Below are 22591 nucleotides of genomic sequence, written 5' to 3'. Positions count from 1 at the left end.
GCGATGAGCAGATTGTTGCGAACCGGGCTGAATGCGGGCGAGGCCGCGCCGATGGCCGTGGTCGGCGGCGAGGGCGTCTACTTTCATCTTGCGGATGGCCGCAAGCTGATCGACGGCAGCAATACCGGCGGCGGTCTCGGCCATCGCCATCCTGCAATGGTGGAGGCGATCCGCCGCGCGGCCGATACGCCCGTCGTCAACGAAGGCTGGACCTGGGTCGGCCGCGAGCAGGCCGCCGACGATCTGATGGCTATCGCCTTCATGGGCGAAGAGGACTGGGTCGGCGCGGTGCGCTTCTGCATCAGCGGCAGCGAGGCCAATGACATGGCGCTGTCGCTCTGCCAGGCGCTGACGCAGCGCTCGGCGCTGGCAACGCGCGAGCGCGCCTATCACGGCATCACCGGGCTGTCGCGCAGCATGACGGTGCAGCCGCAATGGCACGGCGGACTCGCCGTGCACGCCGGCGGCTCGAAGCTGCCGGCACCGATGGCGCCGGTGCGGATCCTGCCGGCGCCGGATGGGGCGATCTATGGCGCGCCGGCCAACAACACCCCGCCCAGCGAATATCTCGCGGACGCCCTGCGCCTGCTCTCGGATACGGCCGCGACGATCATCGACTACACCCAAGGCGGCATCTATTACGACGGGGCCTATCAGGACGAGGTCGCGCGCTGCGCCCGGCAGGCCGGCTCTTACTGGATCGCGGACGAGGTCGTCACGGGCGCCGGCCGCGCGGGCCGCTGGTTCGCGTTCCAGGGCGCGCAGAGCCGGCCCGATATCGTGACGCTCGGAAAGTCGCTCGGCGGCGGCGCGGCGGCCGTGGCCGCTGTCGTGGTGTCCAAAGATATCGTCGAGCGGCTGAAGGGCACGAGCTGGCAGAACTACGGCACGCTGCGTGGCCATCCGATCAGCATGGCGGCCGTCAGCGCCTATCTGAAGGTCGTCAGTGAGGACAAGATTCTGGACCACGTGCAAAGTCTGGAGAAGCTGTTCACCCGCCGCCTCCTCGCAATCGCGCAAAAGCATCCGAGCGTGCAGCGCGTGGCTGGGCAGGGGCTGCACTGGACGGTGGAGCTGCACGGCCCGGACTGGCGGGCCTGGCACGCCGACACCACCGAGGTGCCGATCGCCTCGCGGGTCGCGGAGCGCGCGCTGGAAGCCGGCGCCGTGATCGGGACCAGCGGCGAGCAGACCTCGCTGTTCCTGGCACCACCGCTGGTGATTTCCGAGTGGGAGGCTAACCAGCTTCTGGACGCGCTCGACCACGGCCTCGAAATTGCCGATAAGGAGCACGGGTGATCGCGGACCACGCAGCACCTCGTCGTTCGCCGGCCTGGCCGGCGGATGAGCCGTGGCATCTCGCGATGCCGGAGGGGACGCTCTACGACGCGCTGGCGTGCGCTGCAGGTGAACGGCCAACGCATCCGGCCACAATGTTCTACGGGGCGAGCCTGAGCTACGCCGAGCTGCGCGACCGGGTCGATGCCATGGCCGGCTTTCTGCAAGGCGTTTGCGGCGTGAAGCGCGGCGACCGCGTCATGATCGCGCTGCAGAATTCGCCGCAATACGTCATCGCTTACTATGCGACGATGCGGGCGAACGCCGTGATCGTGCCGGTCAATCCCATGAACAAGACCGCCGAGATCGCGTATCTCGCCGCGGACAGCGGCGCCAGGGTTGCAATCATCGGCAGCGAGCTAAGCGATGTGTTTGCACCGCTGGTGGGCGAGGCGATTACGCATGCGATTGTCGCGCAGTACCGCGACGAAGTTCCAGCCGCGACGCCCTACACACTGCCATCATGCGTGACCGAGGCGCCGTTGGAGCCGCCTTCATCGCCGGGCTGGTATTCGTGGTCGCCCGCGATAGTGCAGGGCCTGCAGCCGGGTGCGATGGAGGCGGGGCCGGACGATCTCATGATCCTGCCCTACACGTCCGGCACGACGGGTAAGCCCAAGGCGTGCATGCACACCCATCGCAGCGCGCTGTTCACCGCCGTGTTGCAAGCGCGCTGGTATGGGCTCAATGGCAGCGACGTGATGACCGGCTTCATGCCGCTGTTCCATGTCGCGGGCATGCAGGGCTCAATGAATGCGGCCATCGTCGCCGGCGCCACGCTGCTGCTGATGGCGCGTTGGGACAAGGATCTGCTGCCGGATTTGTTCGAGACCTATGGCGTCACGTTCTGGAACGCTGCGCCGACCATGATCGTGGATGTGCTCGCCAGCGCCAGCTTCCGCGACAAATGTTTTGCGAAGCTCAAGGTGCTGACCGGCGGCGGCGCGGCGATGCCGACCGCCGTCGCGGAACGGCTGAAGGGGCGGTTTGGGCTCGATTTCGTCGAGGGCTACGGCATGACCGAGACGATGTCTCCGACGCACCTCAATCCGATGGCGGCGCCGAAGCGGCAGTGCCTCGGCATCGCCGTGCACGAGACCGACGCCAGGGTGATCGATCCCGAGAGCCTGATCGAGCTCGACGACAATGTCGTCGGCGAGATCATCGTGCACGGGCCGCAGGTGCTGCAGGGTTACTGGAACAGGCCGGAGGCGGATGCCGAAGCCTTCATCGAACGCGACGGCAAGCGGTTCCTGCGCACGGGCGATCTCGGCTATCGCGATGCCGACGGCTATTTCTTCGCCGTCGACCGCCTCAAGCGCATGATCAATGTCAGCGGCTTCAAGGTGTGGCCGGCCGAGGTCGAGGCGGCGATGTACCAGAACCGCGCCATCCGGGAATGCTGCATCGTTTCAGCGCCGGACGGCTATCGCGGTGAGACCGTCAAGGCGCTGGTGGTGCTCGATGACGCCGCGCGCGCGACGACGTCGGAGGGCGACATCGTCGGCTGGGCGCGCAGCGCGATGGCGAGCTACAAGGCGCCGCGCGCCGTCGTCTTCGTCGAGTCGCTGCCGCGCACCGCCAGCAACAAGATCAACTGGCGGCTGTTGCAGGATGCCGAATGGGGGCGGACGGCATGAAAGCTGCTTGGCTGGAATATCGGCACGGAGCCGAGTTATGCTCGGCGCCGCGGAAGATCCTGCAAGCCGACGCTTCCCCTCAGACATCACCAGGAACTCGCTGATGCGCATCGTCAATGTCGCCGCCGCCCAGATGGGCCCGATTCAGAAAGCCGACAGCCGCGAGGTCGTGGTCAAGCGCATGATCGCGCTGATGGACGAAGCCAAGAGCAAGGGTGCCGACCTGATCGTCTATCCCGAGCTGGCGCTGACGACGTTCTTCCCGCGCTGGTACGTCGAGGACCGCGCCGAGTTCGACATCTGGTTCGAGCGCGAAATGCCGAACGCGGCGACCAGGCCGCTGTTCGAGCGTGCGGCCCAGCACGGGATCGCGATGAATTTCGGCTATGCCGAGCTGACGCCCGATGGCCACCACTTCAACACCGCGATCCTGACCGACAAGTCCGGCAGGATCGTCGGCAAATACCGCAAGGTGCATCTGCCTGGCCATGTGGAATACGACAGCAAGCGCTCGCACCAGCACCTGGAGAAGCGCTATTTCGAGCCGGGCGATCTCGGCTTCAAGGTCTGGCGCGAGCTCGGCGGCATCATCGGCATGGCGATCTGCAACGACCGCCGCTGGCCCGAGACCTATCGCGTCATGGGCCTGCAGGGCGTCGAAATGGTGCTGATCGGCTACAATACGCCGTCAGTGAATGCCGAGAAGAGCGAGGAGGGCGTCGAGAAGCGCCTGTTCCACAACCGCCTCTCGGTGCAGGCCGGCGCCTATCAGAACGCGACCTGGGTGGTCGCGGTCGCCAAGGCCGGAAATGAGGATGGCCACCCGCTGTTCGGCGGCAGCTTGATCGTCGATCCCAATGGCGAGATCGTCGCCGAGGCCAAGAGCGAGGACGACGAGGTTCTTGTCCACGCCTGCGACCTCGATGCGACGGTCTTCGGCAAGACCACGATCTTCGATTTCGCCCGGCATCGCCGCATCGAGCATTACGGCCTGATCACCAGCCAGACCGGCGCGGTGCCGCCGCCGGAGACGTGACGCCGATGGCCGACAAAGGCATTTCCTTGCGTGAGCTCGATCCGCGCGATCGCTACAAGCTGCTGTGTGGCGTGGTGGTGCCGCGGCCGATCGCGCTGGTGACCACGCTGGATGAGAACGGCACGGTGAATGCCGCCCCCTTCAGCTTCTTCAACGTGTTCTCCGAAAGTCCCGCGCTGATCGTGCTCGGCCTGCAGCACAAGCCGGATCACTCGCCGAAGGACACCACCCGCAACATCCATCGCGACGGCGAGTTCGTGGTGCACATGGTGGACGAGGCGCTGTCGGTCGCAATGAACGACTGCGCGGTCGATTTCCCCTCCGGAGACAGCGAGGTCGCCGCGACGGGCCTGGCGACGCTTCCCTCCGTCGACGTGAAGGCGCCGCGTCTCGCCGCGGCGCCCTTCGCGCTGGAATGCCGGCGCCATGTCGTGATGACCTTCTCGCCCGATCGCGAGCTCCTGGTCGGCGAGGTCTTGCGGGTTCACGCCCGCGAGGGGCTGGTCGATAGCGCCAACATGTATGTCGATCTCGACGCTTACCGGCCGATTGGCCGCATGTTCGGCAATCTCTACACCACTCAGCGGGATACGTTTGCCCTTGTCCGCGAGAGCCATGCGCAATGGCTCGCGCGCCAGGGTGCCAAAGAGCTGAAGGACGCCTAGTGAGCCGAGAACTGCACCGTACCCAGCGCCATGGTAACGGCCGCCTGCGTCGGGTCGATGACGGGAATCCGCAGCGCGTCTTCCAGCGCGCGGCGATGGCGCGCCATGCCGGCGCAGCCCATCACGACGGCGCGGGCACCGTCCTCGTCGCGCAGCGCGCGGCCGACCTCGATCATCTTGGCGAGCGTACCTTCGCCCGAAGCGGTTTCGGCGACGCTCATGTTCAGCGGCCGCTCGCCGGAGAAGCGGTCGGTCAGGCCCATCTGCCTGAGATAGCGCATGTGACGCGGGATCGAACGCTGGGCGATCGCGATGACGCCAAAAGTCTCCGCGCGGGAAAGCGCCGTCAGCACGCCGCACTCGGCGATGCCGAACACGGGGCGGTCGGTGCCTTCCCGGCAAACTTGCAGCCCGGGATCGCTGTAGCAGGCGATGACGAAGGCGGCCGAGCTGTTGTCGCTTTCGACCAGCTTTCGCAGTGGGATCGCAACGCTGTCTGCGTCCGCCTGGCTTTCAATGCCGAACGGACCTTCGGCCAGCGTCTGGCAGACCACTTCCGGCCCGCCCTCGAAATCGAGCGGCTTCAACGCATCCTCCAGCCCCTGCGTGACCTTGTGGTTGGAGTTCGGGTTGATGACGAGAATGCGCGGCCGGGACATGATGATCTTCCTGCGAGATTTAGCGAACGTGCCTTGAGCCTATCACGGAGTGCCTCATGACTGAACCCGCTTACGACCTGATCATCCGCGGCGGCCGCGTCGCCACCACCACAGACGTCTTCGAGGCCGACGTCGCCATCTCCGGCGAGACCATTGCGGCCATCGGCCGCGGGCTTCCGCCCGCAAAGCGCGAGATCGACGCGCGCGGCAAGCTGGTGCTGCCCGGTGGGGTCGACAGCCATGCCCATATCGAGCAGCTGTCGGCCGCCGGCATCATGAATGCCGATACGTTCGAGAGCGCCACCGTCTCCGCCGCCTTCGGCGGCACCACCACGGTGATTCCGTTCGCAGCTCAACATGTCGGCATGAAGCTGCCTGAGGTCGTCGCGGACTATCACGCCCTGGCTAAGAAGGGTGCGGTGATCGACTACGCCTTTCACATGATCATTGCGGACGCGACCAAGGAGACGGTCGAGGAACACATTCCCGCGCTGGTGAAGCAGGGCCACGCCTCGATCAAGATCTTCATGACGTATGAACGCCTCAAGGTCGACGACGAGCCGCTGCTCGACATCCTGCTCGCGGCGCGCCAGTCCGGTGCGATGCTGTGCGCCCATGCCGAGAACCACGGCATCATCGCCTGGATGGTGAAGCGGCTGCTTTCGCGCGGCTACACCATGCCGAAATACCACGCCGTCAGCCACGCCCGCGTGTCGGAAGCCGAGGCCTTCACCCGGCTGATCGGCATGGCGGCGTTGATCGACCAGCCGATCATGATCTTCCATGTCTCGACAGCCGAAGGCGCCAAGGTGATCCGCGACTCGCGCGGGCAGGGGCTCAAGGTCTTTGCCGAGACCTGTCCGCAATACCTGTTCCTGACCGCCGCTGATCTCGACAAGCCCGGCGCGGAAGGCGCCAAATGGATGTGCAGCCCGCCGCCGCGCTCGCATGCCGACCAGGAGGCGCTGTGGCAGGCGCTCTCGCTCGGCGATCTCCAGACCATCTCGTCGGACCACGCGCCGTATCGCTATGACGAGACCGGCAAGCTGCGCGCCGGCCCCAATCCGAATTTCAAGCAGGTCGCCAACGGCCTGCCGGGCCTTGAGCTGCGGCTGCCGCTGCTGTTCGATGCGATGGTGTCGAAGGGACGGCTGGGCCTGGAGAAATTCGTCGAGCTGACCGCAACGGCGCCTGCAAAGATCTACAACCTGCATCCGCGCAAGGGCTCGATCGCCGTCGGTGCCGACGCCGATATCGCGATCTGGGATCCCAACCGCGAGGTCACCATCGTCGACGAGATGATGCACGACCTTGCCGGCTACACGCCGTTCGCGGGTCGCAAGCTCAAGGGTTGGCCGGTGTCGGTGCTTTCGCGCGGCCGCGTGATCATCGAGGGCGACAAGTGCCTCGCGAGCGCCGGCAGCGGAAAGTTCCTCGCGCGCAGCGGCGGCGAGGCGGCCAGGCCGACCGGCCGGCTCGTCGCCGACATGGATCCCGAACGGAATTTCGGAGCAAAGCTGCTGTGACGGTGGATCGCGCGCGATGAGGATCGTCATCTTCGGCGGCACCGGGTTTGTCGGCCTCAATCTCGCCGAGGTGCTGCTCGCGCGCGGGCACGAGGTGACGCTGCATGATCGTGCGGCGTTGCCGGCGAGTGCACAAAGATCTCTGGCTGACTACGGCGCGCGGATAAATGCCGTGCAGGGCGATATTAGCGACACAGACACCATCGACGCCCTGATTGCAAAGGGCTGCGATGCGATCGTACTGGGTGCCGCGGTCACCGCCGGCGATGACCTCGAACGGGCATCGCCCGCGCGCGTTCTCGAGATCAACGTCATGGCCCAGATCCCGATCCTGCAAGCCGCGATCCACCATGGTGTTCGCCGCGTTGTCAATCTCTCGTCGGCCTCAGCCTATGGCGCTGCGGGTAAGCGTCATCAGATCCTCGACGAGGAAACGCCCTGCGATCCCGTCTCGTTCTACGCCATCAGCAAGTTCACTTCCGAGCGGTCGGCGGCGCGGCATGCCGAGCTGTTTGGCGGCGATTTTCTGAGTGTGCGCTTAAGTGCCGTATTTGGTCCGTGGGAGCGGCCAGGTTCGGTGCGCGATACGCCCAGCCTCCAGTTCCAGATCCTTGCTGCATTCGCTCGCGGCGAACCGGCGCTGCTGCCGGCGCCAGGCATCAAGGATTGGACCTACGCGCTGGACGCTGCCGAGGCCGTGGCTGTGCTGATCGAAGCCGAGCGGCCGCGCCATCGGCTCTACAATATCTCCAGCGGCGCGGCCTGGTCGGCGCTGCAATGGGGCGAGGCTTTTGCGGCCCTGCATCCCGGGCTGGAGTGTCGGCTGGCGGAGCCGGGCGAGAAGACCTTCATCAAGCTTCATGGCGGCGATCGCGCGCCGCTCTCAGTGACGCGAATGGCCGACGAATTCGGCTGGCGCGCGCGGTTCGGCTGTGCGGATTCCGCTGCCGCGATGAGCGCCTGGTGGATGCAGCACAGGGAGGGGATCTGACATGCGGCTGCAGGGGCGCACGGCCATCATCACCGGCGCAGGCTCGGGCATCGGCCGCGCCAGCGCAAAACTGTTCGCGGAGGAGGGCGCGCGCCTTGCTTTGGTCGATCGTGACGCCGCGGGCCTCGAGAAAACGCTGAGCCTTATCGGCGAAGCGACGACGCATATCGGCGACGTCGGCGATGGCGCATTCGCCCAAACCGTCGTCGGCGACGTCGTGGCCCGGCATGGTCGGCTCGATATCCTCATGACCGCGGCTGGCTTCTCCTGTGGTGGCACGGTGCTGACCACGAGCCTGGACGACTGGGATGCGGTGTTCCGCGCCAATGTCGGCGGCACCTGGCTGTGGGCGCGGGCTGCGGTGCCGCAGATGCAGCGGCAGAACAGCGGCTCGATCATCACGCTGGCATCGCAGCTCGCCATTGCCGGCGGCAAGGGCAACAGCGCCTATATCGCGGCCAAGGGCGCGATCGTCAGCCTGACGCGGACCATGGCGGTGGATTTCGCAACGGATGGCATCCGTGTCAACGCGATCGCGCCCGGCGCAATCGACACGCCGATGCTTCGCCGCAGCTTTGCCCGGCACGCCAATTCCGAGCAAGTGCGCGAGGCCTCGCGCAACCGCCACGCCATGAAGCGCTTCGGCGTGCCTGAGGAGATCGCGCAAACCGCACTGCATCTCGCGAGCGATGCCTCGTCGTTCACGACCGGCACCGTGATGGTGGTCGACGGAGGCTGGCTCGCCGCATGAGTGAGACGCTGACCCAGCTCGAAGCCGACATTCACGCCGATCTCGCTCGGATCGCGCATCCCGGCGCGGCGTGGCTCGAACCGAAAGCGGGGCCAGACGGCAAGCCGGCGCTGGATGTTCTCATCGTCGGCGCCGGCCAGTCCGGCATCGCCATCGGCTTCGGCCTGCTGCGCTCGCGCGTCAGCAACATCCTGCTGATCGACAAGGCCGAAGAGGGCAAGGAGGGCCCGTGGCTCACCTACGCCCGGATGCCGACGCTCCGCAGCCCGAAGGACTACACCGGGCCCGACCTCGACATCCCCGGCCTGACCTACCAGTCCTGGCACGAGGCCCGCTTCGGCAAGGCGAGCTGGCAGGAGCTCGGCCTGATCGCGCGCGAGCATTGGGCGGAGTATCTGCTCTGGCTGCGGCGCGCGGTCGGCTTGCCGGTGCGCAACGCTTGCGAGCTCAAGGAGATCGCGCCGGCGGCTGACGGCCTGCTCGCTGCGCGCGTGAAACGGGCAGGAGAGGTCGAGACGCTCTATGCGCGGAAAATCGTGCTTGCGACAGGGCAGGAGGGCATGGGCGGATGGATGATTCCGGAGCAGCTGGTGCATCTGCCGGCGAGCTCAGTTGCGACCGTCGCCGATGACATCGATTTCGAAAGCCTGCGCGGCAAGCGCGTCGCCGTGATCGGTGCCGGCGCCTCCGCTTTCGACAATGCGGCGACTGCGCTGGAGGCCGGTGCCGCTGAAGTGCACCTGCTGTGCCGCCGTGCGCAGATCCAGGTGATCCAGCCCTATCGCTGGCTGACCTTTCGTGGCTTCCTGCGTCATCTCAGCGATCTCGACGATGCCTGGCGCTGGCGCTTCATGCGCAAGATCCTCGAGATGCGGGAAGGATTTCCGCAGCCGACCTATGACCGCTGTGCGCGTCACGCCAACTTCACACTGCACGAGGGCGCGCCGGTCGAAGCCGCGCGCAAGACCGATAACGGCGTTGAACTCCAGACGCCGCGCGGCGCCATCACCGCCGATTTCGTCATCTGCGGCACCGGCATCGACATGGACTTTGCCGGCCGCGGCGAGCTCGCCCAATGTGCCGGCAACATCGCGACCTGGGCCGACCGCTACCAGCCGCCGGAAGACGAACGCAACGAACGGCTCGGCCGCTTTCCCTATCTCGCCGACGACTATGCCTTCACCGAGCGCGAGCAGGGAATGACGCCGTGGATCGCCGACATCCATCTGTTCGCCATCGCCTCGACCATGAGCTTCGGTCCGTCGGGATCGTCGATCAATGCGATGACGACGGCCGTTCCAAAGCTGGTCCACGGCCTGACGCGCGGCCTGTTTCGCGCCGATGTCGAACGGCACTGGGATTCGCTCAGCGCCTATGACGTGCCGCAGGCGGTGGTGACGCGTCAGGCGCGAGAAATGGGGGAATCGCTGTGATCACCCATGCGCCGTCGCGACCTCGCGTCCCTCGAAATGTCCGATCGGACTGGCGCGCAACTTGCTTCCTTCTGAACCTGCCTTGCTGGCGTTCTCGTTCGAAATTCAGGGAAAAACCAATGCGTTTTGTGTCTTTCAGACTGGCGACCTCAGTTCTCGCTACCACTGCGCTGCTGCTCATCGCCACTGCGCCGTCGCAAGCGCAAACCAGGGCAGAGACCTTGCGCTACGTCACCGGCGCCTCCGTCAACACGCTCGATCCCAACATCCCCGGCTCGACCCGCGAATCCTTCGCGTTGAGCATGAGCACCTATGACCGGCTGGTGGCATTCGGCCGCAAGCAGCTCAACGGCAAATGGGTGTTCGACCTCGACACGATCACCGGCGAGCTCGCCGAATCCTATGACGTCAGTCCCGACGGCCTGAAGATCACCTTCCGCCTGCGCAAGGATGCAAAGTTCCAGGACGGCTCGCCTGTTACGGCCGAGGATGTCAAGTGGTCGCTCGACCGCTGCGTCACGGCGCCGATCCTCGGCAAGGCGCAGTTGCTCACGGGCTCGCTGACCTCGGCCGATCAGTTCAAGGTGATCGATCCCCTCACCATCGAGGTGACGCTGCCAAAACCCGACAAGCTTGCGCTGCCTAATCTTGCCACCGTCTATCCGATGATCATCAACTCGAAAGTGGCAAAAGAGCACGCGACGGCTGACGATCCCTGGGCCACGGCCTGGCTGAAGGAGCACACCGCCGGCAGCGGCGCCTATGCGGTCGAGAGCTTCAAGCCGGGCGAGCAGGTGATCATCAAGCGCAACGAGGCCTGGAACCGCGGATCGCCGGGCAAGCCGGCGTACTTCAAGCGCGTCATCGTGCAATCGGTGCCGGAGCCGGCGACCCGCGCCAACCTCGTCGAGCGCGGCGATGCCGATCTCGTGCTCGACCTGCAGGCCAGCGACGTGCAGTCGCTGGAGGCCAAGGGCAAGCTCAAGGTAATCTCGACGCCGCAATACAATGCGGTCACCTACGTCTCGATGAACAACCAGATCCCGCCCTTCGACAACGTCAATGTCCGCCGCGCCATCGCTTCCGCGCTGCCCTATGAGGACATGTTCAAGGCGGCCCTGTTCGGCCGCGGCGCGCCGCTGTTCGGCGCGACCTGGCCGGACGGCAAGCCGGCGAACGGCATCTATCCGTTCCAGCAGCCGGTGAAGATGGATCTCGACAAGGCCAGGGAATACCTCAAGGCTGCAGGTCTGCCCGAAGGCTTCTCGACCACCTTCAGCTTCAATGTCGGCCAGGCCTCGACGGCCGAGCCGATGGCCGCCCTCGTCAAGGAGTCTCTTGGCAAGATCGGCATCAAGGTCGACATCCAGAAACTGCCGGACGCGCAGATGTCGACGCAGATCAACGAGAAGAAGCTGCCGTTCTTCACCGAAGGCATCGTCGCCTGGCTGCCGTCGACCGACTATTTCTACCGCAACTTCTACACCGGCACTCAGCGCTGGAATTACTCTTCGATCAACAATCCGGACCTTGCCGCGATTGCGCAGGAGGCCCGCTTCGAGCCGGATAAGGCCAAGTACGAGGAAGCCGGCCGCAAGCTCAACGCGATGCATGTCGACCTGATGCCGCAGATCATGCTGTGGCAGCCCAATCAGGACGCGGTGATGGCGCCGTCGATCGAAGGCTACACCTATGAGTTCCACCGCCAGGTGGATTATCGCGATGTCAGCCGCAAGTGACATCCGCGGCGAGCAGGGACGCTGAATGGTGACGACCGGTCTTGGTGCAACGATGGTGCGGGCGGGCAGGCGGCTCTTATCGTCGCTGCCGGCACTGTTCGGTGTGCTGGTCTTCACCTTCCTGTTGATGCGCGTCCTGCCCGGCGACCCCGCGGTGTTCTTCGCCTCGGGGCCCAATGCCGGCAAGGAGGAGATCGAGCAGATCCGCAAGCAGATGGGGCTCGACAAATCCGTGCCGGAGCAGCTCGTGTTCTATCTCTCCGACATCGGCCACGGCAATCTCGGCCGCTCGATGATGACGGGACAGCCGGTGCTGAAGGACCTGCGCGAGCGATTGCCGGCTTCGCTGGAGCTCACCTTCACCGCACTGCTGATCGCGCTCATCGCGGCCGTGCCGCTTGGGGTGCTGGCGGCGCTGCGGCCGGGATCGATCATCGATCACGGCGTTCGGCTGTTCTGCGCACTCGGCGTCTGCGTGCCGACCTTCGTCTCGGGTCTGCTCTTGATCTACGTCTTCTATTATCTGTTCGGGCTGGCCCCTGATCCGACCGGGCGCATCGACGTCTTCACCTCGCTGCCGCCGCAGCGCACCGGCTTCCTCTCGATCGATTTCCTGCTCGCCGGCGACGTCGAGGGCTGGTGGGCGGCCTGCAGGCAGTTGATCCTGCCGGCGGTGAGCATGGCGCTGTTCGTGATCGCGCCGCTGGCGCGGATCACGCGGGCCTCGATGCTGGTCTCGCTCGGCAGCGATTTCGTGCGCACTGCGCGCTCGGTCGGATTGTCCTGGCGCAAGGTGGTCGTCACCTATGCGCTCCGCAATGCGATCCTGCCCGTCATCACCATCGCCGGCATCGTGTTCTCGACCATGCTGGGCGCCAACGTGCTGGTGGAGAAAGTGTTCTCCTGGCCGGGCGTGGCCTCTTATGCGCTCGACGCGTTGCTGTCCTCCGACTATGCGCCGGTGCAGGGTTTCGTGCTGCTGATGGCCAGCCTGTTCGTGCTGGTCAATCTCGTCGTGGACATCTGCTACGGCATCGCCGATCCCAGGGTGTCGATCGAATGACCAGCGCCACACTTCGCCATTCGGTCTGGATCCTGCGCGGCAATCCGCTCACGGCGGTGGCCGCGGCCGGGGTGACGCTGTTCGTCCTGGTCGCGATCTTCGGACCGTGGATCGTGCCTTACGACCCCGTGGCCTCGAACGTGTCGGAGGCGCTGCTGCCGCCGAGTGCGGCGCACATTGCCGGCACGGACCAGCTCGGCCGCGACGTGTTCAGCCGTCTCATCATCGCTGCACGGCTCGACCTTGCCATCGCAGTCTCCGCGGTCGGAATCTCGTTCGTGATCGGGGCCGTCGTCGGCGCGTTCTGCGGCTATGCCGGCGGACGGCTCGATCGCGCCGTCGGCCGCTTCGTCGACGTGATGATGGCCTTTCCGCTGTTCGTGCTGGCGATGGCGATGGTCGCCGCGCTCGGCAACCGGATCGAGAACATCGTGATCGCGACCGCGATCATCAATCTTCCGTTCTACATCCGCTTCGCACGGGCCGAGGTCAACGTCCGCCGCAATGTCGGCTGGGTCGAGGCCGCGCGCGCCTGCGGCGAGAGCCATTTCTCGGTGGTGCTGCGCTTCCTGCTGCCGAACATCCTGCCCGCAATGGCTGTGCAGATCTCGCTCAATCTCGGCTGGGCCATTCTCAATGCCGCCGGCCTGTCGTTCATCGGTCTCGGCGTCAAGCCGCCGACGCCGGAATGGGGCATCATGGTCGCGGAAGGGGCGCGCTTCATCTCGACCGGACGCTGGTGGCTGGTGGCCTTTCCCGGCCTTGCGCTGATGCTGGCGGTGCTGTGCTTCAACCTCCTCGGCGACGGGATGCGGGACATTCTCGATCCGCGGATGCGCACATGAGCGAGGACCTGCTCAGGATCGACGACCTCCACGTCGCGTTCTCGACGCGGCGGGGCATGGTCGAGGCCGTGCGCGGCGTCACGCTCACGGTGAAGGCCGGCGAGATGCTCGGCCTCGTCGGCGAGAGCGGCTCGGGCAAGTCGGTCACCGGCTTTGCGACGACGCGGCTGCTCGATGCAGCCGGCCGCGTCACCGGCGGCAAGATTCTGTTCCGTGGGCAGGACGTCACCAAGCTCCGCGGCGATGATCTGCGACAGCTGCAGGGCGCGGCGATGTCGATGATCTTCCAGAACCCGCGGGCGGCGCTCAATCCGATCCGCGCGATCGGCCTGCAGATTGCGGACGCGATCCTCACCCACAAGCGTATCTCGAAAGAGGCCGCGCGTGCCGAGGCGCTGGACCTGCTGCGCGCCGTTCAGATTCGCGATCCCGAGGCGCGGATGAACGCCTATCCGCACGAGCTCTCCGGCGGCATGTGCCAGCGCGTCATGATCGCGATCGCGATCTCCTGCAATCCTGCGCTGCTCATCGCGGACGAGCCGACCACTGGCCTCGACGTCACCACGCAGAAGGTGGTGATGGATCTGCTGGCAGACATTGCCGCCGCGCGAGGCATGGCCACCATCCTGATCACGCACGACCTCGGCCTTGCGGCGCGCTATTGCCGCCGGATCGCCGTGATGGAGCGCGGCCGCATCGTCGAGGAGGCGAGCCCCGGCATTCTCTTCAGCGCGCCGCAGCACGCCTATACGAGGCGCCTGGTTGCGGCGTCGCCGACGGCGACGTCACGGATCGAAGATCTCGTGACGGAGGAGGACAGAGAGCGTTACGCCAACGTCGTCACCAGGCCCAGGCAGGAGCGAGCGCACGGCACGCCGCCGCTCCTGGAAGTGCGCAAGCTCGCCAAGCGTTCCGATCAGGGCTCTGCTGCGGTTGCCGACTTCTCGATGACGATGGCGGGCGGCGAGAGTGTCGGGCTGGTTGGCGAGTCCGGCTCGGGCAAGAGCACGACCTCGCGCATGATCTGCCGCCTGATCGATCCGAGCGAGGGCGACATCGTGTTCGACGGGCAGTCGATCGGGCACGTGGCGGCGCGCGATTTCCACCGCTCGCCGTTGCGCAAAGACATCCAGATGGTCTTTCAGGACCCGAACGAAAGCCTCAACCCGCGCTTCACGGCGTTCGATTGCATTGCCCATCCCTTGATGCGGCTCGACGGCATGCGCGCGGGCGAAGGCTTGCGCAAACGGGTGGTAGAATGCGCCGAGCGAGTCGGGCTGCCGCTCGATCTGTTGCCGCGGTTTCCGCATCAGCTCTCCGGCGGGCAGAAGGCCCGCGTCGGCATTGCCCGCGCCATCGCCTGCCGGCCGCGGCTGCTGGTGCTGGACGAGCCGACCGCCGCACTCGACGTCTCGGTGCAGGCGGTTGTGCTGCAACTGCTCGATCGCCTCAGGCGCGAGAACGACATTGCGCTGCTGTTCGTCAGCCACGATCTCAACGTCGTGCGCATGCTGTGCGACCGCACCATCGTGCTGCGCAACGGCGGCATCGTGGAGCAGGGCGAGAGCCGAGCGCTGTTTGACAATCCAAAGACCGACTACACGCGCAAACTGGTCGAGGCGATCCCGCATATCGAGACCGGGCCGACGCTGGCGGCCGCTCTGTGAACCCCGAACTCGTATTCCTGGGCCGCCAAATGGCGAGATCCCGCTGGCGAAGCCGCATTTAGTGGCATACCATTTGCTTGCAAATGGGTTCGGTTTCACTTGCCCTTTGCCAATGAACAGCTGGCATCACGGCATCTCTGGGAGGACTTCATGGATCGCAGGACGGTATTGAAGGGACTGGCTGGCGCGGGCAGTCTGGCGTTGACGGGTGGCCTGTCGGCCCCGGCGATCGCCCAGGGTGCGGCGGCGCGCACCCTGCGATTCGTGCCCCAGGCCAATCTCGCCAATTTCGACCCGATCTGGGGCACGCAATATGTCGTGCGCAATGCCGCCGCGATGGTCTGGGACACGCTCTACGGCATCGATTCCTCGTTCCGGCCGCAGCGGCAGATGGTCGAGTCCGAGGAAGTGACCGACGACGGCACCACCTGGACGTTCAAGCTGCGGCCCGGCCTCAAATTCCACGATGGCGAGCCGGTGCTCAGCAAGGACGTCGTGGCAAGCCTGACGCGCTGGTCGGCGCGCGATCCGATGGGCCTGATGATCAAGGCGCTCCAGCAGGAGCTCACGGCCGTCGACGACCGCACCTTCAAATGGGTGCTGAAGCAGCCCTTCCCGAAATTGCTCTACGCGCTCGGCAAGAACAATTCGCCTTGCAGCTTCATCATGCCGGAGCGCATCGCGCAGACCGATCCGTTCAAGCAGATTTCCGAATATATCGGCTCCGGTCCGCTGAAGTTCGCCAAGAGCGAGTGGGTCCCCGGTGCGAAGGCCGTGTTCGAGAAATTCGCCGACTATTCACCGCGGCAGGAGAAGGCGTCCTGGCTTGCTGGCGGCAAGCAGGTGATGGTCGACCGCGTCGAGTGGGTGATCATGCCGGATCCGGCAACCGCGGCGGCCGCGCTGCAGAACGGTGAGATCGACTGGTGGGAGAACCCGATCGCGGATCTCGTTCCGGTTCTGAAGAAGAACAAGAATATCAGCGTCGATATCGGCGATCCCCTCGGCAATATCGGCTCGTTCCGCATGAACTTCCTGTATCCGCCGTTCAACGACGTCAAGGCGCGGCGTGCGGTGCTGATGGCGCTCAGCCAGGAAGACTACATGCGCGCGATCGTCGGCGACGACAATTCGCTGTGGAAGCCGCTGCCCGGCTTCTTCACGCCGGATACGCCGCTCTACACCGAAGTGGGCGGCGAGATCCTGAAGGGCAAGCGCGATCTGGACGCCGCCAAGAAGCTGCTCGCGGAGAGCGGCTATTCCGGCCAGCCGGTGACCTGCCTCGTCGCGCAGGACCAGCCGATCACCAAGGCAATGGGCGACGTCACCGCCGACCTTCTCAAGAAGCTCGGCATGAATGTCGACTTCGTCGCAACCGATTGGGGCACGGTCGGCTCCCGCCGCGCGCAGAAGACGCCTCCGGGACAGGGCGGCTGGAACATGTTCCACACCTGGCACGCCGGCGCGGATTGCGTCAATCCGGCTCCCTACACCGCCATCCGTGCCAACGGCGACAAGGCCTGGTTCGGCTGGCCCACCAGCGCGGCCACCGAAAAGGAGGTCGCCTCGTGGTTCGAGGCCAAGAACGTCGACGAAGAGAAGGCCGCCATGGGCCGCCTCAACAAGGCGGCGATCGATGACGTCGTCTACGCGCCCACGGGTTTCTTCCTGAGCTACACCGCCTGGCGCAAGAACGTCTCCGGCGTTGCCAAGGGACCGCTGCCGTTCTTTTGGGGCGTGTCGAAGTCCGCATGATCGTGCGCTGAGGCCAGATGCTCTCCTACATCCTCCGTCGCATCGTCGCGACCTTGCCGGTCATGGCCATCGTCGCGCTGTTCGTGTTCAGCCTGCTTTACATCGCGCCCGGCGATCCGGCCGTGGTGATCGCGGGTGATCAGGCAAGCCCGGAGGATGTGGAGCGCATCCGCCAGAGCCTCGGGCTGGACCGGCCCTTCCTGGTCCAGTTCGGAGGCTGGGTCTGGCGCATCCTGCACGGCGATCTCGGCACCTCGATCTTCACCAACCTGCCGGTCTCGGCGATGATCGGGCAGCGTCTCGGACCGACGCTGTCGCTGATGATCGTCACGCTGCTGCTGACGATCGTGGTGGCAGTGCCGCTCGGCGTGGTGGCGGCATGGAAGGCCGGCAGCCTGATCGATCGCGTCATCATGGGCTTTGCCGTGTTCGGATTCTCGCTGCCCGTCTTCGTGGTCGGCTACATGCTCGCCTACATCTTCGCGCTGGAGCTGGAATGGCTGCCGGTGCAGGGCTACACGCCGCTGGCCCAGGGTTTCTGGCCATGGCTGGAAAACCTGATCCTGCCGGCGATCGCGCTCGGCTGCGTCTACATCGCGCTGGTCGCCCGCATCACGCGGGCAGCCATGCTCGAAGTGCTGCAGCAGGACTATATCCGCACCGCCAAGGCCAAGGGCCTCGGGCAGGGCGGCATCCTGTTCATTCACGCGCTGAAGAACGCGGCGGTGCCGATCGTCACCGTGATTGGGATCGGCATCGCGCTGCTGATCGGCGGGGCGGTCGTTACCGAGAGCGTGTTCGCGATCCCCGGCCTCGGCCGCCTCACCATCGATGCAATCCTGCGCCGTGACTATCCGGTGATCCAGGGCATCGTGCTGCTGTTCAGCTTCGTCTACGTCCTCGTCAATCTGATGATCGACGTCGTCTACACGCTCGTTGACCCGAGGATCCGCTATTGACCGACACCACCGTTAATCCGCATTCGCTTCCGGCCGGCCTCGTCCTTGCGCCGCAACTGCCCGAGATCCTGCGGCCGGTCAGGATACGGCGCGGCTTCGTCGGCCTCCTGCGCGGCCACCCGACGGTCGCGATCGGAGGCGCGCTGCTGCTGATGCTGGTGCTGATCGCGATCTTTGCGCCATACCTCGGCACGGTCGATCCGACCGCGCTTGCGCCCGCCAAGCGCACCCGCGCGCCGTCGGCCGATTTCTGGTTCGGCACCGACGTGCTCGGCCGCGACATCTATTCGCGCGTGCTGTTCGGCGCGCGCGTCTCGCTCACGGTCGGCCTGTCGGTCGCGATCTGCGCCTCGGCGATCGGCCTTGCCATCGGCATGGTCTCCGGCTTCATCCGCTGGGCCGACGGCATCCTGATGCGGTTCATGGACGGGCTGATGTCGATTCCGCCGATCCTGCTGGCGATCGCGCTCATGGCCCTGACGCGCGGCAGCGTCGGCAACGTCATCCTGGCGATCACCATCGCCGAGATTCCGCGCGTCTCGCGCCTCGTCCGCAGCGTCGTGCTGTCCTTGCGCGAGCAGCCCTATGTGGACGCGGCCGTGGCCTGCGGCACGCGCACGCCGATGATCATCCTGCGCCACATCCTGCCCAACACGGTTGCGCCGATGCTGGTCCAGGCAACTTACATCTGCGCCAGCGCCATGATCACGGAGGCGATCCTGTCCTTCATCGGCGCCGGCACGCCGCCGACCATCCCGTCCTGGGGCAACATCATGGCCGAGGGCCGCGCGCTCTGGCAGGTGAAGCCCTACATCGTGTTCTTCCCGGCGGCGTTCCTGTCCGTCACCGTGCTCGCCGTGAATCTGCTCGGCGACGGTCTTCGCGATGCGCTGGACCCGCGCATGGCCAAAAGCCTGTGATGTTGTCTGTGATGGATCGAGGCTGATTGCGATGGCTTTGCTCGAAGTCGAGAACCTCCAGACCCATTTCCGCACGCCCGGCGGCATCAACCGCGCGGTCGACGGGGTATCCTTCCATGTCAACGAGGGTGAGACGCTCGCCATCGTCGGCGAGTCCGGTTGCGGCAAGTCGGTGACATCGATGTCCTTGATGCGGCTGATTCCGGAGCCGCCGGGCCGGATCGCAGGCAGCATCCGCTTCGCGGGCAGGGATCTGCTGAAATTGTCCGACCGCGAGATGCGCGCGATCCGCGGCAACGACATCTCGATGATCTTTCAGGAACCGATGACGAGCCTGAACCCGGTGCTCACCGTCGGCCGCCAGATCCGCGAGACCTTGATGATCCATCAGGGCCTCGACAAGCAGGCGGCGGAGGCGCACGCGGTCGAGATGCTGACACTGGTCGGCATTCCCGAGCCGAAACGGCGCGTCGGCGAATATCCGCATCAGCTGTCCGGCGGCATGCGCCAGCGCGTGATGATCGCGGTCGCGCTGGCCTGCAATCCCAAGCTTCTCATTGCGGACGAGCCGACGACCGCGCTCGACGTGACGATCCAGGCGCAGATCCTCAAGCTGATGTTGGACCTGAAGCGCCGGGTGGGCGCCGCCATCATCCTGATCACCCACGATCTCGGCGTCGTCGCCGAGATCGCCGAGCGCGTTATGGTGATGTACGCCGGCCGCAAGGTCGAGGAGGCGCCGGTGGCCGAGCTGTTCCGATCCCCGCGTCATCCCTATACGCAAGGCCTGTTGGGCGCGGTGCCGAAGCTCGGCTCCTCGCTCGCGGGCACCGCGACCCGCCTTGCCGAGATCCCGGGGCAAGTGCCGGATCTCCGCAAGCCCATTATCGGCTGCGTCTTCGCCGGCCGCTGTGCGCTCGCGACCGACGTCTGCCGGCAATATGCGCCCGGACTTGAAGAGAAGGGCCCGCGCCACGTCGCCGCCTGCCATTACGCCGCCAAGGGAGCCGTCGCGGCATGAGTCCTCCGCTGCTCCAGGTCAACGACCTCAAGAAACATTTTCCGGTCAAGAGCGGCCTGTTCGGCCGCAAGTCCGAATTCGTCTACGCGGTGGACGGCGTCTCCTTCGAGATCGCGCGCGGCGAGACGCTGTCGCTGGTCGGGGAGTCCGGCTGCGGAAAATCGACGGTCGGCCGCGCCATCCTGCGGCTGTTCGAGATCACCTCGGGCCAGGTCATCCTCGACGGCCAGAGGATCGACGACGCAGCACCTGGCACGATGCGCCAGATGCGCCGCCGCGTGCAGGTCGTGTTCCAGGACCCGTTCTCCAGCCTCAATCCGCGCATGCGTGTGCGCGACATTCTCGCCGAGCCGATCCGCAATTTCGGCCTCGCCAAGTCCGCAGAGGATCTCGAGGTCCGTGTCACATCACTGATGGACACGGTGCGCCTGCCGCGCGAGGCGCTGAACCGCAGGCCGCACGAATTCTCCGGCGGCCAGCGTCAGCGCATCGGCATTGCGCGGGCGCTGGCTGCCGAGCCCGAGCTGATCGTCTGCGACGAGGCGGTCTCCGCGCTGGACGTTTCGGTCAAGGCGCAGATCGTCAATCTACTGCAGGATCTGCAGCGCGAGTTCGGGCTCGCGCTGCTCTTCATCAGCCACGATCTTGCCATCGTCGAGCACATGACCCATCGCGTCGCCGTGATGTATCTCGGCAAGATCGTCGAGGTGGCTCCGCGCCGCGAGATCTTTGCCGCGCCAAGGCATCCATACACCAAGGCGCTGCTTTCGGCCGTGCCGCTGCCGGAGCCCGGAGCCCAGCGCAATCCCATCATCCTCAAGGGCGACGTGCCGAGCCCGATCAATCCGCCGAAGGGATGCCGCTTTCACACCCGTTGCCCGTTCGTGTTCGATCGTTGCCGGACCGAGGAGCCGACGCTGCGCGCGACGGGACCCGAGCAGTGGGTGGCGTGTCACCTGGAAGAGGCTGCGGCGGCAGTCAGCGGTTAGGGACCTGACGCCAGTCCGCATCGCACACCGCGCCGACGCTGGGCAGGTGCCTGGATGGCGGGCGCAACTGACATCGGGTGATGATTACATTATGCCCCTGTTTTGCCCGACGAGTCAAAATCCACCGCCGATCCGGGTCGGCATTGGCCTCGGATGCGAGGTCGCGCGGTGCATCGGAAATTCGTAAGCGAAAACAAGCCCCGTTCTACTGTGCATGGGGTTGTTTTCGCACTTTGTCGTGGCGGACCCTCAACCCTGCCGGCGCAGGAAGCCGGTGATCGTCACCTTGTCCCAGATGCCGGCCGCGGCAAACGGATCGGCGCGGTTGAAGGCTTCGACCTCGGCGCGGCCGGGGGCCTCGATCAGGAACAGGCTGCCGATCATGGTCTGGCCGTCGTCGGAGACGAGCGGACCGGACATCACGATCTTGACGCCGAAGCGCGAGGTGTCGCTGAGGAAAGCCTTGTGGGCGTCGTAATTGGCGAGCCGCGTCGGCAACGCGCCGGTGCGGTCGAGGGCGTGAATGGCGAACAGCATGCTGTCTCCGTTTCTTGGCTTCATTCTTGGGACGGCCGCGGGCTGCGGCCGTCCGGTCCTGATGTGGGGGGATGGCCTACTTCGCGCTGAGCTTGCCGGCGTCCTCGAAGGTGGGGCAGGTCCGCTGCTCCAGCGGCACGTCGAACGGCCCGTAATTGTCCTTGGTGATCACCGTCGGCTTCAGCACGATCTCGCTGATGACAGGCTGGCCCCGAAGGGAGCGGATTGCCATCATGGTGCCGAGGCAGCCTTGCGCAAAGCCGTTGTAGTCGCCGCTCGCCAGCAGTTTGCCGGACTTGATCGCGTCGATCGCCTCCTTGGTGCCGTTGATGCCGATCACCTGCGCCTTGCGGTTGGCACCGTCGAGCGCCTCGATCGCGCCGACCGCCATGGCATCGTTGGCGGCGAGCACGCCGTCGATCTGCGAATTCGACTGCATCAGGTTTTCCATGACCTGGAGCGCCTGCAGCCGCTGATAATTGCCGGGCTGCGAAGCCAAAAGCTTGGCGCCGGGGGCTTCCTTCAGCGCGTCGTTGAAGCCGCGGACGCGGTCGACATTGGTTAGCGAGCCCTTGACGCCTTCGATGATGACGATGTTGCCCTTGCCGCCGAGCGTCTTCAGCAGGAAGCGCGCGGTCTCCAGCCCAAGGCTGTAATCGTCGGCGCCGACGAAGGACAGGAACTTGCCGCCGGCCGAACGGTCGGTGATGTTGACGACCGGGATCTTGGCTTCGTTGATCTTCTCGACGCCCGGCACCATCGCCTTGTAGTCGACCGGCGTGAACACGATCGCGCTCGGCTTTTTCACCACGACGTCCTCGATCTGACTGAGCTGCTCGGGAATCGAGTCCGGCTTGGTCGGGATGTATTGCAGCGTCTTCGCGTTCAGCACCTTCGCCATGTTGTCGGCGCCGACCCGCACCGTCTGGAAGAACGGATTGGTCTGGTTCTTGGTGAAGACGGCGATGGTCTCGCCGTCGGCACGCGCCGCAGTGGTGAGCGCAGTCGCCATCAGCAGCGGCAGCGCCACATAGCCAATTGTCTTTCTCATATTGCC

The 22591-nt window shown here is 65.6% G+C and carries 20 protein-coding genes; 17 read left to right on the top strand and 3 right to left on the bottom strand.

Annotated elements, in window-relative coordinates; all coding sequences use genetic code 11:
- The first annotated feature begins 3 nt into the window (after nucleotides 1–3).
- From XF30_RS26240 to XF30_RS26225, 4 genes are all read left to right on the top strand, one after another.
- Nucleotides 4–1299, top strand: coding sequence for an aminotransferase class III-fold pyridoxal phosphate-dependent enzyme (locus XF30_RS26240; protein ID WP_109144279.1), 1296 nt, complete (start codon nucleotides 4–6; stop codon nucleotides 1297–1299).
- A complete protein-coding gene (locus XF30_RS26235; RefSeq protein WP_109144278.1) occupies nucleotides 1296–2978 on the top strand; it encodes a long-chain-fatty-acid--CoA ligase in 1683 nt (560 codons plus the stop codon). Before XF30_RS26240 ends, XF30_RS26235 begins: the two co-directional genes overlap by 4 nt.
- 103 nt (nucleotides 2979–3081) lie before the next feature.
- A complete protein-coding gene (locus XF30_RS26230; protein ID WP_109145851.1) occupies nucleotides 3082–4014 on the top strand; it encodes an N-carbamoyl-D-amino-acid hydrolase in 933 nt (310 codons plus the stop codon).
- A gap of 5 nt (nucleotides 4015–4019) precedes the next feature.
- Nucleotides 4020–4679 carry a flavin reductase family protein gene (locus XF30_RS26225; RefSeq protein WP_192893255.1) on the top strand — a complete coding sequence of 220 codons (660 nt, stop codon included), beginning with the start codon at nucleotides 4020–4022 and terminating at the stop codon, nucleotides 4677–4679.
- Here XF30_RS26225 and XF30_RS26220 read toward each other — a convergent pair.
- Nucleotides 4676–5338 carry an aspartate/glutamate racemase family protein gene (locus XF30_RS26220; RefSeq protein ID WP_036005298.1) on the bottom strand — a complete coding sequence of 221 codons (663 nt, stop codon included), beginning with the start codon at nucleotides 5336–5338 and terminating at the stop codon, nucleotides 4676–4678. The two genes, XF30_RS26225 and XF30_RS26220, sit on opposite strands and share 4 nt — an antisense overlap.
- A gap of 56 nt (nucleotides 5339–5394) precedes the next feature.
- Between XF30_RS26220 and hydA the strand changes: the two genes are divergently transcribed.
- From hydA to XF30_RS26155, 13 genes are all read left to right on the top strand, one after another.
- The gene (gene hydA / locus XF30_RS26215) at nucleotides 5395–6864 is read left to right on the top strand and encodes a dihydropyrimidinase (RefSeq protein ID WP_109144276.1); all 1470 of its coding nucleotides are present in this window, start codon (nucleotides 5395–5397) and stop codon (nucleotides 6862–6864) included.
- 16 nt (nucleotides 6865–6880) lie between these two features.
- Nucleotides 6881–7855 (top strand): NAD-dependent epimerase/dehydratase family protein, encoded by a 975-nt coding sequence (locus XF30_RS26210; protein WP_109144275.1) that lies wholly within the window; start codon nucleotides 6881–6883, stop codon nucleotides 7853–7855.
- A 1-nt stretch (nucleotide 7856) separates the two neighbouring features.
- Nucleotides 7857–8606: an SDR family oxidoreductase gene (locus XF30_RS26205; protein WP_109144274.1), complete on the top strand. Its 750-nt coding sequence runs from the start codon at nucleotides 7857–7859 to the stop codon at nucleotides 8604–8606.
- The gene (locus XF30_RS26200; protein ID WP_109144273.1) at nucleotides 8603–10039 is read left to right on the top strand and encodes an NAD(P)-binding domain-containing protein; all 1437 of its coding nucleotides are present in this window, start codon (nucleotides 8603–8605) and stop codon (nucleotides 10037–10039) included. Before XF30_RS26205 ends, XF30_RS26200 begins: the two co-directional genes overlap by 4 nt.
- 119 nt (nucleotides 10040–10158) lie before the next feature.
- Nucleotides 10159–11778: an ABC transporter substrate-binding protein gene (locus XF30_RS26195; RefSeq protein WP_036023574.1), complete on the top strand. Its 1620-nt coding sequence runs from the start codon at nucleotides 10159–10161 to the stop codon at nucleotides 11776–11778.
- A gap of 28 nt (nucleotides 11779–11806) precedes the next feature.
- Complete coding sequence (locus XF30_RS26190; RefSeq protein WP_036005288.1) at nucleotides 11807–12841, top strand: ABC transporter permease; 1035 nt, start codon at nucleotides 11807–11809, stop codon at nucleotides 12839–12841.
- Nucleotides 12838–13686, top strand: coding sequence for an ABC transporter permease (locus XF30_RS26185; protein ID WP_036005271.1), 849 nt, complete (start codon nucleotides 12838–12840; stop codon nucleotides 13684–13686). The genes XF30_RS26190 and XF30_RS26185 overlap by 4 nt, the downstream gene beginning before the upstream one ends.
- Entirely contained in the window at nucleotides 13683–15353 is a 1671-nt protein-coding gene (gene nikE, locus XF30_RS26180) for a nickel ABC transporter ATP-binding protein NikE (RefSeq protein ID WP_109144272.1), read from the top strand. Before XF30_RS26185 ends, nikE begins: the two co-directional genes overlap by 4 nt.
- Before the next feature lie 150 nt (nucleotides 15354–15503).
- Nucleotides 15504–17108, top strand: coding sequence for an ABC transporter substrate-binding protein (locus XF30_RS26175; RefSeq protein WP_109145850.1), 1605 nt, complete (start codon nucleotides 15504–15506; stop codon nucleotides 17106–17108).
- A gap of 17 nt (nucleotides 17109–17125) precedes the next feature.
- Entirely contained in the window at nucleotides 17126–18067 is a 942-nt protein-coding gene (locus XF30_RS26170) for an ABC transporter permease (RefSeq protein ID WP_036023577.1), read from the top strand.
- Nucleotides 18064–18987, top strand: a complete 924-nt coding sequence (locus XF30_RS26165) for an ABC transporter permease (RefSeq protein WP_036034858.1) — start codon at nucleotides 18064–18066, stop codon at nucleotides 18985–18987. Before XF30_RS26170 ends, XF30_RS26165 begins: the two co-directional genes overlap by 4 nt.
- A 31-nt stretch (nucleotides 18988–19018) precedes the next feature.
- Entirely contained in the window at nucleotides 19019–20008 is a 990-nt protein-coding gene (locus XF30_RS26160) for an ABC transporter ATP-binding protein (RefSeq protein ID WP_192893254.1), read from the top strand.
- Nucleotides 20005–20997 (top strand): ABC transporter ATP-binding protein, encoded by a 993-nt coding sequence (locus tag XF30_RS26155; protein ID WP_036005207.1) that lies wholly within the window; start codon nucleotides 20005–20007, stop codon nucleotides 20995–20997. Before XF30_RS26160 ends, XF30_RS26155 begins: the two co-directional genes overlap by 4 nt.
- 249 nt (nucleotides 20998–21246) lie before the next feature.
- Here XF30_RS26155 and XF30_RS26150 read toward each other — a convergent pair whose 3' ends face one another.
- Together XF30_RS26150 and XF30_RS26145 are read right to left on the bottom strand one after the other, a co-directional pair.
- Nucleotides 21247–21534: a YciI family protein gene (locus XF30_RS26150; RefSeq protein ID WP_100230901.1), complete on the bottom strand. Its 288-nt coding sequence runs from the start codon at nucleotides 21532–21534 to the stop codon at nucleotides 21247–21249.
- A 76-nt stretch (nucleotides 21535–21610) separates the two neighbouring features.
- On the bottom strand, nucleotides 21611–22585 hold the full coding sequence (locus XF30_RS26145) for a sugar ABC transporter substrate-binding protein (protein WP_036005202.1): 975 nt from the start codon (nucleotides 22583–22585) through the stop codon (nucleotides 21611–21613).
- Nucleotides 22586–22591: the final 6 nt, after the last annotated feature.

It is taken from the genome of Bradyrhizobium sp. SUTN9-2, assembly GCF_003122645.1.
GTDB classification, from domain to species: Bacteria; Pseudomonadota; Alphaproteobacteria; order Rhizobiales; family Xanthobacteraceae; genus Bradyrhizobium; species Bradyrhizobium yuanmingense.
This window is presented reverse-complemented; position numbering and strand designations above follow the sequence as displayed.